This window comes from Vibrio sp. 11-4(1), from assembly GCF_013048625.1.
GTDB lineage: Bacteria > Pseudomonadota > Gammaproteobacteria > Enterobacterales > Vibrionaceae > Vibrio > Vibrio diabolicus.
Window position 1 is genome coordinate 114365 of the sequence record NZ_VHSY01000008.1, and the last position, 16618, is coordinate 130982.

Sequence of the window (16618 nt, forward strand, 5' to 3'; positions counted from 1 at the left end):
TTTTATTACTGGGCAACCTTACTACTCCCCTTTAGATCTATTCACTTTGTTAATCTTTGGTTCAGCTTCTTGCTATTAAACTGATTTCATCATCTAAAGGAGGTCAGTTATGGATTTAAAAAGTCTTCTAAACCAAGCACTCAAATCAGACTTACTCAAGCAAGGGGCTGATGCGTTAGGTAAACAAACTAACAACATCAAATCCTCATCAAACTCAAGTAGCCTGAAAACGCTAGGAGCAGGTGCCGTTGGCGGAGGCCTTATCGGCATGCTGATGGGCTCGAAGAAAAGTAAAAAAATGACTAAGAAAATAGGCTCGGGCGCATTAAAAGTCGGTGGCGCTGCTGCGCTTGGAGCATTAGCCTACAAAGTTTATAACGACTGGCAAGCCAAACAGTCCGGTCAAGGTGTTCATGAGACCTTTGACCCCGATGACAGCAAACACAGTGTACTAATTTTAAAAGCAATGATTGGAGCCGCAAAAGCCGATGGCCATGTCGATGAAGAGGAAATGGCCCGCATCGAGCAAGCTCTCGCGGATATGGGCGCAGATGAGCATGTACGTCAGCTCGTTCAGCAAGAACTAAACAAACCGCTCGATCCTGCTGAAATTGCTAATCAGGCGACTTCTCCTCAACAAGCGTCAGAAATTTATCTCGCGTCTTTGATTGTTGCTGATGAGCAAAACTTCATGGAAAAAGCGTATTTGCAAGAACTGGCAAAACAACTTCAGCTTTCACCAGAAGTCACTCAGCAGTTAGAAGTACAAATGCAGTGATTAAATCTCGCTCAAGCAACTCCTCAACTTGAGCCAAAACAACTCTGCACTTTGAGTTTCAAATCTGCTGTGTGTATATTGAGATAAGTTATCATTTAGTGGAAAGAAAACATGCAAGTATACGGCTGTTGTGAACTGGTTCGTGAGCTTTATGCTCAAATTGGTAGTGGCGATCAAGCTTACATTCCTCAGGCAATTTCATGTGCTGTTAAAGCGCTGAACGATGTTGCGGCGGATGAGTCTCTGCCTAAAGAAGTGCGTGAAAAAGCGGCATTTGCTGCGGCAAACCTACTGATTTCAGATTTTGAGGATAAGTAATGAATCTAGCGAACTTTGAATCCATGGATCCTGTCATGCTCATGAGCATTGTAAATATGAAGCTACGCGACGACTTCGGTGGTGACTTAGATAAACTGGTAGCTTTCTTCGATATCGATCGCACAGCACTAGAAGCAAAACTGGCTTCTGCTGGTTTTGACTTTCTTCCAGAAGCAGGACAATTCCGTTAACCCGCAGCAATCACCGCGGGTAACTGAAACGGGGAATAACCAACATGAAAAAGGGCTTGATGATCACTCATCAAGCCCTTCTCTTTTGTCCAATAGACGTTTCGATTAGCCGAATGAAGCCCATATGACCGTAGCCACAAGAATTGGACATACAAACTTCACATACGCAGGCCATAACTTACCAAACCAACCTTGCGTAAACTCCGGGCAACCTTGCTCAAGCTCTTTGATTTTTGAGTTGCGATTCCATACCCAACCACCAAATAAGCAGAATAAGAGCGCAGCGGTTGGTTGTAGATACTGAGTAGCAACCGTCGCGACCATACCAAACAGAGCGCCAAAGTTATAAACAATCACCACACTGAGCAAGGCGATGAGACCACCTAAAACCCAGCTCGTTGCGCTACGCTTGGTGTTGAAACGCTCACTCACTAACGCCACTGGACACTCTAACATTGAAATTGAAGACGTTAGCGCCGCAATCGTCAGCAATAAAAAGAACACAATAGAGAACAATTGACCAAGCAAACCTAAGCTATCAAACATCAACGGCAATACGGTAAATACCAACGTATCAGAGCTTAATAGAGAGCCATCTTCAGCATAGATTTGAACGCCTTTTTGCATCGCAACAAACATCGCTGGCATCACCACTAACCCTGCAATGAAAGCAACGGCAGTATCTACCATGGTCACGTTCATCGCCATCTTTGGTAGGTTCTCTTTCTTACTCAAGTAAGAGCCATAAATCAGCATTGAACAGCCACCGATCGTAAGCGAGAAGAAGCCCTGCCCCATTGCAGCAAGAATCAACTTGCGGTCCCATACCTTTTCGAAATCCGGTACCAAGTAATGCTTTAGCCCTTCCATCGCACCGTTTTGCGTCATGATGTAAGCAAACAGTAGAGCAAACAAAACAAACAATGCTGGCATCAAACGTGTGGACCACTTCTCAATACCTTGTTTTACGCCACCTTGTACGATGAGAATCGTTAGCACATAAAAAGTAATGGCTCCGAACAAGTTACGTTCAACGCTAAAGCCCTTTAGCCATTGAGTTACAGCTTCTAACCCCATTAGATCTGTGATTGCACCCAGTAAAAAGCAGATCAACCAACCACCGACAATAGAGTAAAACGCTAAAACAGCGCTTGGTACGCTTAAACCAATCCAGCCCACAATACCGCCGAGCTTTTTACCTACCGGATGATTGGTAAGCAAACGCATACTATCCACCGGGTTGGCTTGACCATGACGACCAATCGCCATTTCAACCACCAGCATAGGAAATGCGACGATAAGAATCATCACCAAATAAACCAACAGGAAAGCACCGCCGCCATTACTGGCAGCTTGGGTTGGAAAGCCCCAAATATTGCCAAGGCCAACTGCGGCACCTGCGGCTGCTAAGATGAATCCGAGACGAGAGCCAAAATGCTCACGAGGCTGAGAAGAGGTTTGCTGTGTCATACTACTCACACAAAATATCATTGAACTAGCTAACTAGTACACTATAGCAATATTCACTATTCAACAAGAGCACTCCGGTTAAATACTCGACAGTTGAAACAATTCACAGTCATTCAGCTTGTAAATTTTAACGTACATCTCACATTCATCATTCTAAGACCTGGCGACTTTTGTCTTTTTCACACGCCTAGAATTTGTGATTCTCCCATCGTGAAGTGAGCCGAAAAATAATGAGCTTTGGTGTAAGGAACGAATAGTTCCTCGTGATACTGTGTCGAAAAGCAGAATATTGTGCTTCGCTTTTTCCCCCTTATGTCTATTTATCAGCTAGTTATTACTCTGTTCTCATTTATATCCATGACTCAAGGAGAGGAAAATGAAGGTCACTCTACTTCACGGAGCGATGGTTGCAGCACTCAGCGTCAGCTACCAAGCTCAAGCCTATAACTGCCAAAGCCTACCCGACTGGGACAGCACTGCGACTTATACATCGGGCACTTTAGTAAAAACGCAAGGAGCCGCTTACGAGGCCGCGTATTGGACGCAAGGCAATGACCCTGTTACCAATTCAGGGGCTTGGGAGGCATGGAAAGCGTTAGGGCAATGTGATGGTGGAAGCAACAACCTAGAGCCAACAGTGTCATTCTCCTCTCCAACAAACAACGCACAAATTCCCGAAGGCAGTGCGATCACCTTGCTAGCCAACGCAGCCGACGAAGATGGCCAAATCGCACAAGTTGAGTTTGTTGCAGGCAACCAAACGGTTGCTGTGGTAACTCAAGCACCATTCGAAGCATCTTGGACCGCTATTGAAGGTGTCTCGCAATTGACCGCGATTGCGACCGATAATGAGGGAGCCGTTACCACCACGACGATTTCTATCCAAGTTCAACCACAAGTCGAGTTGCCACCACCTAGTATTTCACTGACAAGCCCATCGGGAACGGAAGCGCTTAACGTGGGTGGGAACCTCACGGTGGCCGCTCAAGCTGATGATATTGATGGTGTGGTCACACAAGTTGAGTTCTTCGTGAACAATCAATCCGTTGCGATTGATACCAGCGTACCTTACGAATATCAATGGACCGCGAGTGCTGGTACACATTCGTTTAAAGCACAAGCGACTGATGACACAAACCTCTCAACCATGAGCCAAGAAATAACGCTTGTTGTTAGTAATTCAGAAACAGGGACGGGCGGATGTGCAGATGCAGTGCCTTACGCGGCGGGAACGAGTTATCAAGTTGGCGACCTAGTTTCTCACTTCAACCAAAAATATCGTTGTGACGTTGCGGGTTGGTGTTCCTCGGATGCGACATGGGCTTACGAGCCTGGTGAAGGGTTATATTGGCAAGATGCTTGGAGTGGCCTAGGTGCTTGTTCGACACCACCGCAAGTTGCCATTACGGCACCAACGGATGGACAAGTTGTGCTCGCTGGCAGCAATAACGAAATCACGGCTAACGCAAGCGATGCTGATGGCACAGTCACGCAAGTTGAGTTTTTTGCGAACAACACCAGCTTAGGGGTCATCACTCAAGCACCATATTCCGTTACTTGGAACGCCACACTTATTGGCGCTAACCAGCTTAAAGCCGTCGCAACCGATAATGATAACAACACGTCAGAGTCCTTGGTTGGTGTGGAAGTCAGCGATAAAGATTTGGTCGTCTCACTGACTTCACCAAGTAGCGGTCAAACCGTCGGCTTAGGCAAAAACCTCACATTAAGTGCCAATGCAACGTCTTTAACTTCAGGCATTAAGCACGTTGATTTCATGATCAACGGCTCTATTGTTGCAACCGATACCACGGCACCTTACACAGCCAACTGGACACCAACTGCACTTGGTAACTTTACAGTTAGCGCCCAAGCTGTGGATTTGTCAGGAAGCAATGCATTGTCTGACGCAGCAGCAATAACGGTGGTTGAGCAAGCAGAGAAACGTCATAAACTCATCGGTTACTGGCACAATTTTGTAAATGGGGCTGGCTGTCCAATTCGTCTAGCGGATATGGCTGATGCGTGGGATGTGATTGATATTGCCTTTGCCGAAAATGACCGCAACAGTGATGGTACCGTGCACTTTAATCTATATTCAGGCGATATTTACAGCGATTGTCCAGCACTCGATCCAACACAATTCAAGCAGGACATGGCAGCGCTTCAAGCTAAAGGTAAGAAGTTTGTTCTCTCTCTTGGCGGCGCAGAAGGCACGATTACGCTGAATACCGTTCAAGACGAAGCCAACTTTGTCTCTAGCCTAACAGGTCTTATCGCTGAGTGGGGCTTTGATGGTCTTGATGTGGATTTAGAGAGTGGATCTAACTTGGTTCATGGCTCGCAAATTCAAGCTCGCCTTGGTCGTGCTTTGCTTCAAATAGAGCAAAATATGGGTGGCGACATGTACCTAACCATGGCACCTGAGCATCCTTATGTTCAAGGCGGCTATGTGGCTTACAGCGGTATTTGGGGAGCTTACATTCCTGTGATAAACGAGACACGCAGCACGCTCGACCTACTTCACGTCCAGCTATATAACAACGGTGGCTTGCCAAACCCATATCTGCCAGGCAGTGCACCAGAAGGCTCTGTGGATATGATGGTAGCGCAATCTAAAATGCTTATAGAAGGCTTTGAATTGGCCGACGGCACTCAGTTTGCACCACTACGTGATGATCAAGTCGCAATCGGCTTACCTTCAGGTCCTAGCTCGGCAAATTCAGGCCAGGCTCCGACACAGAATATTATCAGCGCACTAGATTGTTTAACCAGAGGCACTTCATGCGGCACCGTTAAGCCAGCGTTCAATTACCCGAATTATGCAGGGGTAATGACGTGGTCTATCAACTGGGATCAGCATGATGGTTTTAATTTCTCAAAACCTGTCGGCGATAAGCTCACCGAGATGAACGCGCAATAAGCTATCAAAGAACAAGCGGGTAAAACGGAAATATCGTCTTGCTTTCATTACTTGTTCAAGTATGTAAAAACGAAAAGAGAGCACAATTGTGCTCTCTTTCTTTATACCATTGAGTTCTACTTTTTGAAGGGTAATTAAATCGTAAATACTCGGTAATCTTTTAGCTCAGGGATTTTCTTCAACAAATCGTCTTCTTGCCCTGCCATGTCATCCAACGAGTCGCACAAGTCTTCTGCTTGTTGCTCTACCTCTTTCGAATGCTCAGCTAAACGCTCTTCTACTTTCGCGCTGAGTTCAGCCATACTCTCCGATAATGCAGTGAGGTTTATTCCCCCCTCTTCCTTCATTTTTTTCGATAAAGCATCCAACGAACTCGCTAAAAACTCTTTATTGAAGATCTCTTGTGCTTTTGCAAAGTCTTCAGTCCACCCTTGTGTCATGGACTCAAAGCTTTCCGCTGGTAGAATGAAATCACCATCTTTGTAGTAACGTGATTCAACATCAGCGAAAAAGTCCTGTACTGCGACTTTGACGTTATCAAACGCGCCAGGTGCGTCTAGGCTTTCCGCGACATCATCGATGATGTCATTTGCAAGCGCTAAACCATCACTCGCCAACTGCTTTGCTTGTGGAATATACGCGTTCATTTTTTCGCGATAGTCTTCAATTGCCGCTTTTTGGTCGGCATTGAGTTCAATTAGCTCACCTTTGATGAATAGGTTGTTATCCTCATCCACGACAGCTTTATCACCTGTCGTTTGGCGAATTTCCAAGCTTTGCCCATCCATACGAACTTCATTATTGATGTCCACACGACACTGCGCTGCATAACCAGTAGCACTGACCATCAGCAATGAGAGTGTAAAAAGCTTTTTCATGTCATTCTCTTTTATTTAACATTACTCGTGTTAAACATAACACTGAGTGATACATGAGATGTCAGCAAACCGTCACGACTTCGTAACAAGTTGTTTTTTCTCCTATTTTTACATCAATCTCATCGCCTTCTTCTTTCCCGAATAACGCTCGACCAAGAGGAGATTTTGCTGTTAAGACAAAGACTTCCTGAGCCTGATATTTAACAGTCAGACCACCAGAACAAGGGCCTACAAAGAAGTGCTTTTCAAGCAAATTCTCATCTGCGAGAACGACGTAAGCACCTACACCAACAGGTGCGCCTTTAAAGTCGCGAGTCACTAGAGCGCGATATTGACGCAGCTCGTCTTCACTCTCTTGGATTCGCATTGCTTGTCCATGAGCAAGATACGCGGCTTCAAGTGCTAACGTATCGTACTTATGCTCGGGAACAGTTTCTTCATCTGTCGCGGCATCAATGGCTCGCTGAGCCGATGCATGGGCCACTTGAAGTTTTTCTTCCAGATGTTGGATGATAATTTGGACTAAGTCAGCTTTGTTCATACTTTTAGGACGCGCGTTTGGCACTCAGGGTGTGTTAATGTACCTAAGTTTACCATCAAAGAAAGGTTTCCCTATTATGCAAAGTGACTCGCTGCATCAAACACTTCAATCCGTATTTGGTTTTGACTCATTACGCCAAGGTCAACAACCCGTAATTGAAGCGGTTATGAATGGTTACTCTGCTGCGGCCATCTTTCCTACGGGTTCGGGTAAGTCTCTCTGTTACCAATTGCCAGCAACCGTATTGCCTAATCTTACGTTGGTGATCTCGCCGTTGTTGGCGCTAATGAAAGATCAGCTAAACTTTTTGCAAAATAAAGGGATCCCAGCCGCTTCTATCGATAGCAGTCAAAGCAGAGAAGAGTCACAACGCGTCATGGCAGGGGTAAAAAATGGACAGATCAAAATATTGATGATTTCTGTTGAGCGCCTAAAGAACGAGCGTTTTCGTGAGTTCATTCGCCAAGTGCCGATCTCTTTGATGGTGGTTGATGAAGCGCACTGTATTTCCGAATGGGGACATAACTTCCGCCCTGATTATCTCAAGCTACCGCAATATCAACGTGAACTGAACATTCCACAATCTTTGCTTCTCACTGCAACAGCAACGCCCGCAGTTATTGAAGACATGAAACAAAAGTTCGATATTGCCAGTGAACATATTACCGTTACAGGCTTCTACCGCCCCAATCTGGATATCTCGGTGATCCCGTGCGAGGAAACAACGAAACAAGAAAAGCTAAGTGAAATCATCGCCTCTTCTCCTAAGCTTCCAACTATCGTATACGTGACACAACAGCAGACAGCAGAGCAAGTAGCAAAATCACTAATCCATATTGGCATTAATGCTCACGCGTACCATGCTGGTATGAAAAGCGACATCCGTGAACAAATCCAACAGCAGTTCATGGATAGCCAAATTGACTGTATTGTTGCAACGATTGCATTTGGTATGGGGATCGATAAATCTGATATCCGCCGCGTCATTCACTTCGACTTACCCAAATCAATCGAGAACTACGCACAAGAGATTGGACGTGCAGGCAGGGACGGGCAACGTTCTGAGTGCATTCTGCTAGGCAATACGTCCGGCTTAACGGTGTTGGAGAACTTTGTCTATGGTGACACACCTGAACTAACCTCGATTAACTATGTAGTCGAGCAAGCGAAAGAACATGCTCCACAATGGGAGGTAGTGCCACTGCGTTTATCGCGTGAAAGTAATATCCGCCAATTGCCACTCAAAACCTTGTTGGTTTATTTGGAGCTACATAAACTCATTGAAGCAAAATACAGTTACTTTGCGGAATATCGCTTTAAGTTTTTGCACGATCAGCAATTTATTGTGAATCAATTTCAAGGCGAGCGACGTCAATTCGTGGAGGCTATTTTCTCCTGCTCGCAAAAAGCCAAAGTGTGGTGCCAAGTTGACCTAGAAGCGTTATGGATGAACTATCAATCGGAACGCAGCCGAGTTGTCGCAGCCCTCGACTATTTTCACCAGAATGGTTGGATAGAGCTAGAGAGCAAACAACTGACCGACGTGTACTCTGTTTTGCCAACCACACAGAGCTCTGATGTTTTAATCCAACAACTGTATGAACTGTTCCAATCCAAAGAAAACAAAGATATCGAAAGAATTCACACCATGCTGCGCTTGTTCCAGTCAGAACACTGTTTGAGCTCACAATTGGCGAACTACTTTGCGGATCACAATGCACCAGAGCAATGTGGTCACTGCTCCGTGTGTCGTGGTCAAGTCGCCTCGTTCCCAACACCACAAGGTAAGGATATTGAGCCACCTCAAGTAGCAATGTGGGTGCAGGAATTTATTCAGCTCTCCCCTTCCGCTATCAGCAATAATGCTGTCGCCCGCTTCTTGTGTGGAATTAGTACCCCTTTAATTAGCCAGCTAAAAGCTTCAAAACTGGCGGGTTATGGTGCGATGGCCAATACAAGCTTTGAACAAGTATTAGCTCAGGTAGAAGCAGTAAGAGCCTAGAAAAAGCTCAATTGACGCGCTTGGTTCTCGGGCTTGAGCATCACGTTCAAGCCTAAAAGGCGTATTTCCCGTCCGTTTTGGCGCTTAAGAATATCTCTTAGCAAGATCTTGAAGTCCTCAAGCTCCAATTGCGGATGGATATGCTCAATTGTTGTCAGTTGAAAGTCGGCAAATTTGACTTTAATACCTTGTTTAATAATCGATTTATCTGGGCTTGCACGCTCTAAGCGTTTCTCGAGTTCAGGATAAAGTTTATCCTCGATCACTTGCCAACATTCATCATAGCTCGAGATATTCTGGCTGAATGTCCGTTCCACACCGACGGATTTTCTCTCTCGCTCAACGACGACCTCTCGATTATCAATTCCATGGCTACGCTGCCATAAAGATGCTCCCTGACGACCAAACTGTCTCAGCAATTCACGATAGTCGCTGTTTTTAATATCCTCACATCGATAAAAGCCCGCTTGATGTAGCTTCTCAAGACTCACCTTCCCAACACCAGGAATGTTTTCCAGCGGAAGTGTATCGATAACTTCCTGGACCTTATCTGGCGGGATAACAAACTGACCGTTGGGTTTATTCATATCAGAGGCAACTTTGGCAAGGAACTTAATCGGTGCAATGCCCGCCGATGCCGTCAGCCCAAGCTCATTCCAAATGTCGCGTCGAATAGACTCTGCGATCAACGTTGCGGAGCCACGACAAGCTGTCGAGTCCGTGACATCGAGGTATGCTTCATCTAATGATAGAGGTTCAATGATAGGCGTATAACGCTCAAAAATAGCACGAATCTGCTGAGAGACTTGTTTGTACACGTGCATTCGACCGGGAACGACTAGTAAATGGGGGCAGAGTTGCAATGCTCGCGCCGTTGACATTGCACTACGAACGCCATATTTGCGCGCCTCATAATTACAGGTGCTAATCACGCCACGCTGTTTTTCATGACCGCCAACGGCGAGTGCAATGCCACGGTAACTGAGGTTATCTCTCATCTCTACGGCAGCATAAAAACAATCCATATCGACGTGAATGATTTTTCTGATTCGGTCTGACATAGCCATTAAACACTGTTCAAAAAAACAGTATAATTTAAATCTGCCTTGATAGAAATGAGAGTTTGTAAACGTGCTTTAATCTCGTAACATCACATCAAGCTGATCGACCAACTCTGCCCAGTCTGCGTCTTCTTCAATGGCTTGTTTGAGAAATGTGGCCTGCGAACTTGTCCAAAAGCTGGCTTCATGCAGAGGGGCTGAAGCTCTTTTGTGCCGATGTTCGTTAATAAAGTCCTTTATCTCTTGAGGAGAGCTGCCGAGGCCTAGTTGTTGAAACAATTCAGCCATACCGTGTTGATGCATTTCCATATTTCCTCCTAAGTTAACGCGCTTTAGTTTGAGTATATAACCAAATAACAGTTAAGTACGGTGATTAAAGGGAAATGACTTGGCTGTGAAGTCTGCACCGACTTAAGCTTCCGGTCATCCTAGATTAAACGTAGCAAGCAAAGTATAAACTCTCAGAGAAGTAGAGCGAGAAATATAAAAAAACCCAGCTTTAGCTGGGTTATTTTGTATTACTCTTTGGATGACCGATACTTAAGCAATTCGATCTTTTTCCCATGCAGCCAATTTCTCAGCTCGCGCCGCTTCACGTGCTTCACGTTTCTTACGCGCGTCACATGGTTCTGGACAGTTACATACTTTCTCAATACCCACTGCACCAAGACCGCCACAGCTACCCTTCACTACTTTCTTCTGGAAGATGTAGCCAACAGCCATCGCTGCGATTACCGCAACAAAAACTGCAAACGTAATTAGAAATGTACTCATAAGAACATGCTCACTTCTGTTGTTATTTCTTCATGAACGGCTTGTATGCTTCCGAAGCCAGCTCTTTAAAACCATTTTCCGTCTTCACAATCATGAAAACAGGAATATTATTTTCGTTCGCAATTGCCATGCCTTTGTCTTCACCTAGCACCATAAGACCAGTTGCAAGACCATCAGCAGTCATCGACGATTTATCTAATACCGTTACAGACACCACTTTATGATGAATAGGTTTGCCTGTTCTTGGATTAATAATATGAGAGTATCTCACACCATTACTCTCAAAGTAATTACGATAGTCACCACTTGTTGCAATTGCCATGTCCCCTGGCTCAATAATTTCTTGAATTGAGCGCTCATCAATAGTCGGCTTTTCAATCGCTATGCGCCACGGCACGCCTTCACGATTCACGCCTTTGAGGCGCATTTCGCCGCCCACTTCTACCATGAAGTTATGAACCCCTTCAGATTGAAGGTAGTCAGCAACCACGTCAACCCCCCAACCTTTAGCAATAGTTGATAAATCGACATACAAGTTAGGAATATCTTTGGACAATTTATTGCCATCAACAGATAGGTGGTGAATGCCAGTATTGGCTTTGCGTGCCGCTAGCTCTTCATCTGTAGGAACGACATCAGGGCGAGCTTCTGGGCCAAAGCCCCACAGGTTAACTAAAGGACCGACTGTCACATCCAACGCACCTAAAGTAAGACCGTTAAGGCGAATTGCTTCTTTCACTACCGTTGCAGTTTGTGTCGAAACTGTAAATGGCTCGCTCGTTTGATGCTGGTTAAAACGACTTAACTCTGAATCATCACGGTAGGTCGACATTTGGTCATTAACCTCTTCCAATAAGCGATCAATTTCCGTCTGCATCGCTTTTGGCGTTGGAATACCATCTTGCTCAATATATTTGATGTTATAAGAAGTCCCCATGGTAGGGCCACTTAGATGAATTTGATCTGCTGGCTGCTCACAGCCAGCCAAAACCAATAGAGAAGCGAATGCAACAAGCCACGTTTTCACTTGTTAACTCCCAATGTTGTTGAATTGATATGGGGAATGGGACCGATTACTTAAATCCAATTACCTATATCAACTGTTGAATATTATTTTTACTTCTACAAAAAATAATGGCTAGCTCTTAGAGAGCTAGCCATAGATTCAATCACTTGGAGGGATTAACCACCGAAGTCATCTAGTAGGATGTTTTCATCCTCTACACCTAGATCTTTTAGCATGCCGATAACAGCCGCATTCATCATAGGTGGACCACACATGTAGTATTCACAGTCTTCTGGCGCTTCGTGATCACGTAGATAGTTCTCGTAAAGAACGTTGTGAATAAAGCCAGTGTAACCATCCCAGTTATCTTCTGGAAGTGGATCAGACAGTGCACAGTGCCATACGAAGTTATCATTCTCAGCTTGTAGCATATCGAAGTCTTCTACGTAGAACATTTCACGCTTAGAACGTGCGCCGTACCAGAAAGACATCTTACGCTTAGAGTGTAGACGCTTAAGTTGGTCGAAGATATGTGAGCGCATTGGAGCCATACCAGCACCACCACCAACGAATACCATTTCTGCATCTGTATCTTTCGCAAAGAACTCACCAAATGGACCAGAAATAGTACACTTATCGCCTTCTTTTAGAGACCAGATGTACGAAGACATGATGCCTGGTGGTACGTCTGGATTGTTCGGCGGCGGAGTTGCGATACGAACGTTAAGCATGATGATACCGTGCTCTTCTGGGTAGTTAGCCATTGAGTATGCACGGATGGTCTCTTCGTTAACTTTAGACTCGTAACGGAAAAGGTTGAACTTCTCCCAGTCTTCACGGTATTCCTCAGGAATATCGTAGTCTGCGTATTTCACGTGGTGAGCAGGTGCTTCAATCTGGATGTAACCACCAGCACGGAAAGGTACTGATTCGCCATCTGGAATTTGTAGCTTAAGCTCTTTGATGAATGTCGCTTTGTTATCGTTAGAGATAACGGTACATTCCCACTTCTTAACGCCGAAGATTTCTTCAGGAAGCTCGATGTCCATGTCAGTTTTCATAGCAACCTGACACGCTAGACGCTCACCTTCACGCGCTTCACCTTTAGTAATATGGTCAAGCTCGGTTGGTAGGATGTCGCCGCCACCTGATTTAACTTTTACGCGACACTGACCACATGAGCCACCGCCACCACAAGCAGAAGATACGAATACGCCAGCACCGGCTAGAGCACTCAGTAGCTTACCACCTGGTTGTGTAACGATCGCCAGAGAAGGGTCATCGTTCACAGAAATTGTAATGTCACCTGTTGGTACAAGCTTAGACTTAGCGAAAAGAATCACTAGTACTAGTGCAAGTACGATCAGAGTAAACATCACTACACCAAGAATAATGTCCATTGACTATTCCTTAATTGTTGCGGTTTACCCGACTTACAGTTGAACACCAGAGAAAGACATAAAGCCTAACGCCATAAGACCTACAGTGATAAATGTGATACCAAGACCACGCAGACCTGGAGGTACGTCAGAGTACTTCATCTTCTCACGGATACCTGCAAGAGCAACGATTGCTAGCATCCAGCCCACACCAGAGCCGAAACCGTAAACGATAGATTCAGCAAAGTTGTAGTCACGTTGTACCATGAAAGATACACCACCGAAGATTGCACAGTTTACTGTGATCAGCGGTAGGAAGATGCCTAGCGCGTTGTACAAAGGTGGGAAGAAACGGTCTAGAACCATCTCTAGAATCTGTACAAGTGCTGCAATTACACCGATAAAGGTGATGAAGTTTAGGAAGCTAAGGTCCACGCCCTCAACTAACGCGTTCTCTCTCAGAACTAGGTTGTATACTAGGTTGTTCACAGGAACAGCGATAGTCAGTACTACCACAACTGCAACACCTAGGCCGAAAGAGGTCTTAACCTTCTTAGATACGGCAAGGAAAGTACACATACCTAGGAAGAAAGACAGAGCCATGTTTTCGATGAAAATCGATTTAACTAACAGACTAATGTAATGTTCCATGACGTCCTTACTCCTTCGCTTCTACTTGTTCTGGTTTCAGAATACGGATTACCCAGATAAGGAAGCCGATTAGGAAGAATGCTGATGGTGCTAGTAGCATTAGGCCGTTAGGCTGGTACCAACCACCGTTGCTCACTAGAGGTAGAACTTCTAGGCCAAATAGTTTGCCTGAGCCAAATAGCTCACGGAAGAAACCTACAGTGATAAGAACGAAACCGTAACCTAGACCGTTACCAATACCGTCAATAAGAGATGGTACTGGCGCAGACTTCATTGCGAATGCTTCAGCACGACCCATTACGATACAGTTAGTGATAATCAGACCAACGAATACAGATAGCTGTTTAGAGATATCGTATAGGTAAGCTTTTAGCACCTGGTCTACCACGATTACTAGCGATGCGATAATTGCCATCTGAACGATGATACGCACACTGTTAGGAATGTGGTTACGGATCAATGAAACAGAGAAGTTAGACAGCGCAGTTACAAATGTTACCGCTAGCGTCATTACAAAAGCTGTTTCTAGTTTAGTTGTTACTGCAAGAGCAGAACATACACCAAGAACTTGTAGCGCGATTGGGTTGTTATCCAATACTGGCGCTAGAATGCTCTTTTTAACGTTTTGTGCACTAGACATTAGTTAAGTTCTCCGTCACGAACTTTTGCTAGGAAAGGACCAAAGCCCTTGTCACCTAACCAGAAGTCAAATGTGTGTTGAACACCATTACTAGTGAGCGTTGCTCCTGATAGGCCATCAACACCGTGCTCAGAACCTTGCGGTGCACCGCCTTTCACGACCTTAATCGCTGGCTGATGATCTTCATTGTACAATTTCTTGCCAATGAATTGATCGCGCCATGAAGGGTTCTCTACTTCACCACCAAGTCCAGGAGTTTCACCTTGCTCGTAGTAAGTAATAGCAGACACAGTGTTACCATCAGTTTCAACGGCTACAAAGGCATACATCATCGACCATAGTCCTTTACCGTGCATAGGCAAGATAACTTTTTGGACTTCATCTTGGTCTTTTACTAAGTACACCACTGCTGTATTCGCACGACGACGGATATCAGCGACGTCTTCTTCTGGTGTCAATGCGATTGAACGTTCTGCATCTTTTGATGCTTCACGCTGATCGTACGTAGATGCATTACCCTCAGTAAAGTTACCTGTTTCAAGGTCTACCAGACGAGGTTCGATGTACTCAGCAAATAGCTCTGGTACTTTCTTACCGTTCGCGTCAATGCCTGCAACTTCAACGATCTTTGATTGCTTATCTAGGACAGCGTTAGCTTTTTGCTTATCACGCAGACCTACTGCTGCTGTTGATACGATGATTGAACAAACAAGGCTCAACCCGATAACAACACCCAGCGTCTTTTTAATGCTGTCGTTATTACTTGCCATAGCGTGCTAGTCTCCGCTTGATGTTCTTCTCAATCACTACATGGTCGAACAGAGGTGCGAATAGGTTCGCGAATAGAATCGCCAGCATCATACCTTCTGGGTACGCCGGGTTAACTACACGGATCATCACACACATTGCACCAATCAGGATGCCGTACCACCATTTACCTTTGTTAGTAAATGACGCTGATACTGGGTCCGTTGCCATGAAGAACATACCGAATGCAAAACCACCTAGAACTAGGTGCCAGTGCCATGGCATGTTGAACATTGGGTTAGTGTCAGAACCGATCACGTTAAACAGAGTCGATACTGCAATCATACCGATCATTACGCCCGCAATGATGCGCCATGAAGCGATTCGCATGTAAACGATCATCGCTGCACCGATCATTAGAGCTAGAGTCGATACTTCACCAATAGAGCCAGGGATGTTACCGATGAAAGCGTCCATCCAAGTGATAGGAGAACCAGTTACTGTGTTAACTAGAGCACCGTTACCACCTTGAGCCCATTGGCTAAGAGCAGTTGCACCAGAGAAGCCGTCAGCTGCAGTCCATACTACGTCACCCGAGATTTGCGCTGGGTAAGCGAAGAATAGGAATGCACGACCTGCAAGTGCAGGGTTAAGGAAGTTACGACCTGTACCACCGAAGATCTCTTTCGCAACAACAACACCAAATGTGATACCTAGTGCCGCTTGCCATAGAGGTAGCGTTGGTGGAACGATAAGTGCGAACAAGATAGAAGTAACAAAGAAGCCTTCGTTTACTTCGTGCTTACGCACCATACAGAAAAGCACTTCCCAGAAACCACCAACAAGGAATACTGTTGCGTAGATAGGTAGGAAGTAGGTCGCACCTAGTAGCATCTTACTGCCAACCCCTGCATCAGCGGCAATCGTTCCGCCCAGCATTTCAGTTAGCCAGTAGTGCCAGTTACCAGAGATAACTGTCGCTAGTTGATCACCAGCGTACATGTGGTTAAGCGCTGCAATAGCTTGGCCACCTGCGTTGTACATACCCCAGAACATTGCTGGGAATACCGCAAACCAAACCATGATCATGATACGTTTTAGGTCAACGCTATCACGAACGTGCGAGCTTTTATTTGTTACGATACCTGGAGTGTAAAAAACTGTTGCTACAGCTTCGTACAGGGCAAACCATTTTTCGTGTTTACCACCAGGCTCAAAATGATGCTCGATGTCTTCAAGAAACTTTTTAAGAGCCATGA

Annotated in this window: 17 protein-coding genes; 5 read left to right on the top strand and 12 right to left on the bottom strand. The window is 45.3% G+C overall.

Annotated features, from left to right (window positions below):
• Positions 1 to 109 precede the first annotated feature (109 nt).
• The 3 genes from FKN16_RS17330 to FKN16_RS17340 all read left to right on the top strand — a co-directional run bounded on the left by FKN16_RS17330 (position 110) and on the right by FKN16_RS17340 (position 1287).
• Positions 110 to 778 carry a tellurite resistance TerB family protein gene (locus FKN16_RS17330; RefSeq protein ID WP_046874978.1) on the top strand — a complete coding sequence of 223 codons (669 nt, stop codon included), beginning with the start codon at positions 110 to 112 and terminating at the stop codon, positions 776 to 778.
• Between the two features lie 111 nt (positions 779 to 889).
• Positions 890 to 1096 carry a YaeP family protein gene (locus FKN16_RS17335; RefSeq protein WP_005391765.1) on the top strand — a complete coding sequence of 69 codons (207 nt, stop codon included), beginning with the start codon at positions 890 to 892 and terminating at the stop codon, positions 1094 to 1096.
• Positions 1096 to 1287 carry a DUF4250 domain-containing protein gene (locus FKN16_RS17340; RefSeq protein WP_012841490.1) on the top strand — a complete coding sequence of 64 codons (192 nt, stop codon included), beginning with the start codon at positions 1096 to 1098 and terminating at the stop codon, positions 1285 to 1287. Before FKN16_RS17335 ends, FKN16_RS17340 begins: the two co-directional genes overlap by 1 nt.
• Before the next feature lie 105 nt (positions 1288 to 1392).
• Here the strand turns inward: FKN16_RS17340 and FKN16_RS17345 are convergent, their stop codons facing one another.
• A complete protein-coding gene (locus FKN16_RS17345) occupies positions 1393 to 2757 on the bottom strand; it encodes a sodium-dependent transporter (protein ID WP_170903216.1) in 1365 nt (454 codons plus the stop codon).
• A gap of 376 nt (positions 2758 to 3133) precedes the next feature.
• Between FKN16_RS17345 and FKN16_RS17350 the strand changes: the two genes are divergently transcribed.
• The gene (locus tag FKN16_RS17350; RefSeq protein WP_170903218.1) at positions 3134 to 5680 is read left to right on the top strand and encodes an Ig-like domain-containing protein; all 2547 of its coding nucleotides are present in this window, start codon (positions 3134 to 3136) and stop codon (positions 5678 to 5680) included.
• A gap of 134 nt (positions 5681 to 5814) precedes the next feature.
• Here FKN16_RS17350 and FKN16_RS17355 read toward each other — a convergent pair whose 3' ends face one another.
• Positions 5815 to 6558 (bottom strand): YggN family protein, encoded by a 744-nt coding sequence (locus FKN16_RS17355; protein WP_005385316.1) that lies wholly within the window; start codon positions 6556 to 6558, stop codon positions 5815 to 5817.
• Between the two features lie 61 nt (positions 6559 to 6619).
• Entirely contained in the window at positions 6620 to 7099 is a 480-nt protein-coding gene (locus tag FKN16_RS17360; protein WP_109169655.1) for a GreA/GreB family elongation factor, read from the bottom strand.
• Between the two features lie 76 nt (positions 7100 to 7175).
• On the opposite strand from FKN16_RS17360, the gene FKN16_RS17365 reads away from it, so the two are divergent.
• A complete protein-coding gene (locus FKN16_RS17365) occupies positions 7176 to 9101 on the top strand; it encodes a RecQ family ATP-dependent DNA helicase (RefSeq protein ID WP_170903322.1) in 1926 nt (641 codons plus the stop codon).
• Here FKN16_RS17365 and dinB read toward each other — a convergent pair.
• The 9 genes from dinB to FKN16_RS17410 all read right to left on the bottom strand — a co-directional run bounded on the left by dinB (position 9098) and on the right by FKN16_RS17410 (position 16616).
• Complete coding sequence (dinB, locus tag FKN16_RS17370) at positions 9098 to 10126, bottom strand: DNA polymerase IV (RefSeq protein WP_249370556.1); 1029 nt, start codon at positions 10124 to 10126, stop codon at positions 9098 to 9100. The two genes, FKN16_RS17365 and dinB, sit on opposite strands and share 4 nt — an antisense overlap.
• A gap of 111 nt (positions 10127 to 10237) precedes the next feature.
• On the bottom strand, positions 10238 to 10471 hold the full coding sequence (locus tag FKN16_RS17375; RefSeq protein ID WP_012841486.1) for a DUF2789 domain-containing protein: 234 nt from the start codon (positions 10469 to 10471) through the stop codon (positions 10238 to 10240).
• Positions 10472 to 10702: 231 nt separating this feature from the next.
• The gene (nqrM, locus tag FKN16_RS17380) at positions 10703 to 10936 is read right to left on the bottom strand and encodes a (Na+)-NQR maturation NqrM (RefSeq protein WP_005436655.1); all 234 of its coding nucleotides are present in this window, start codon (positions 10934 to 10936) and stop codon (positions 10703 to 10705) included.
• Between the two features lie 22 nt (positions 10937 to 10958).
• Positions 10959 to 11963 (bottom strand): FAD:protein FMN transferase, encoded by a 1005-nt coding sequence (locus FKN16_RS17385; protein ID WP_170903222.1) that lies wholly within the window; start codon positions 11961 to 11963, stop codon positions 10959 to 10961.
• Between the two features lie 155 nt (positions 11964 to 12118).
• The gene (nqrF, locus tag FKN16_RS17390; RefSeq protein WP_005380271.1) at positions 12119 to 13342 is read right to left on the bottom strand and encodes an NADH:ubiquinone reductase (Na(+)-transporting) subunit F; all 1224 of its coding nucleotides are present in this window, start codon (positions 13340 to 13342) and stop codon (positions 12119 to 12121) included.
• 33 nt (positions 13343 to 13375) lie between these two features.
• Complete coding sequence (nqrE, locus tag FKN16_RS17395) at positions 13376 to 13972, bottom strand: NADH:ubiquinone reductase (Na(+)-transporting) subunit E (protein ID WP_005380270.1); 597 nt, start codon at positions 13970 to 13972, stop codon at positions 13376 to 13378.
• A gap of 7 nt (positions 13973 to 13979) precedes the next feature.
• Positions 13980 to 14612 carry an NADH:ubiquinone reductase (Na(+)-transporting) subunit D gene (locus FKN16_RS17400; protein ID WP_005380269.1) on the bottom strand — a complete coding sequence of 211 codons (633 nt, stop codon included), beginning with the start codon at positions 14610 to 14612 and terminating at the stop codon, positions 13980 to 13982.
• Positions 14612 to 15382, bottom strand: a complete 771-nt coding sequence (locus FKN16_RS17405) for a Na(+)-translocating NADH-quinone reductase subunit C (protein WP_006742550.1) — start codon at positions 15380 to 15382, stop codon at positions 14612 to 14614. The genes FKN16_RS17400 and FKN16_RS17405 overlap by 1 nt, the downstream gene beginning before the upstream one ends.
• Positions 15372 to 16616, bottom strand: coding sequence for an NADH:ubiquinone reductase (Na(+)-transporting) subunit B (locus FKN16_RS17410; RefSeq protein ID WP_006742551.1), 1245 nt, complete (start codon positions 16614 to 16616; stop codon positions 15372 to 15374). Before FKN16_RS17410 ends, FKN16_RS17405 begins: the two co-directional genes overlap by 11 nt.
• Between the last annotated feature and the right edge of the window lie 2 nt (positions 16617 to 16618).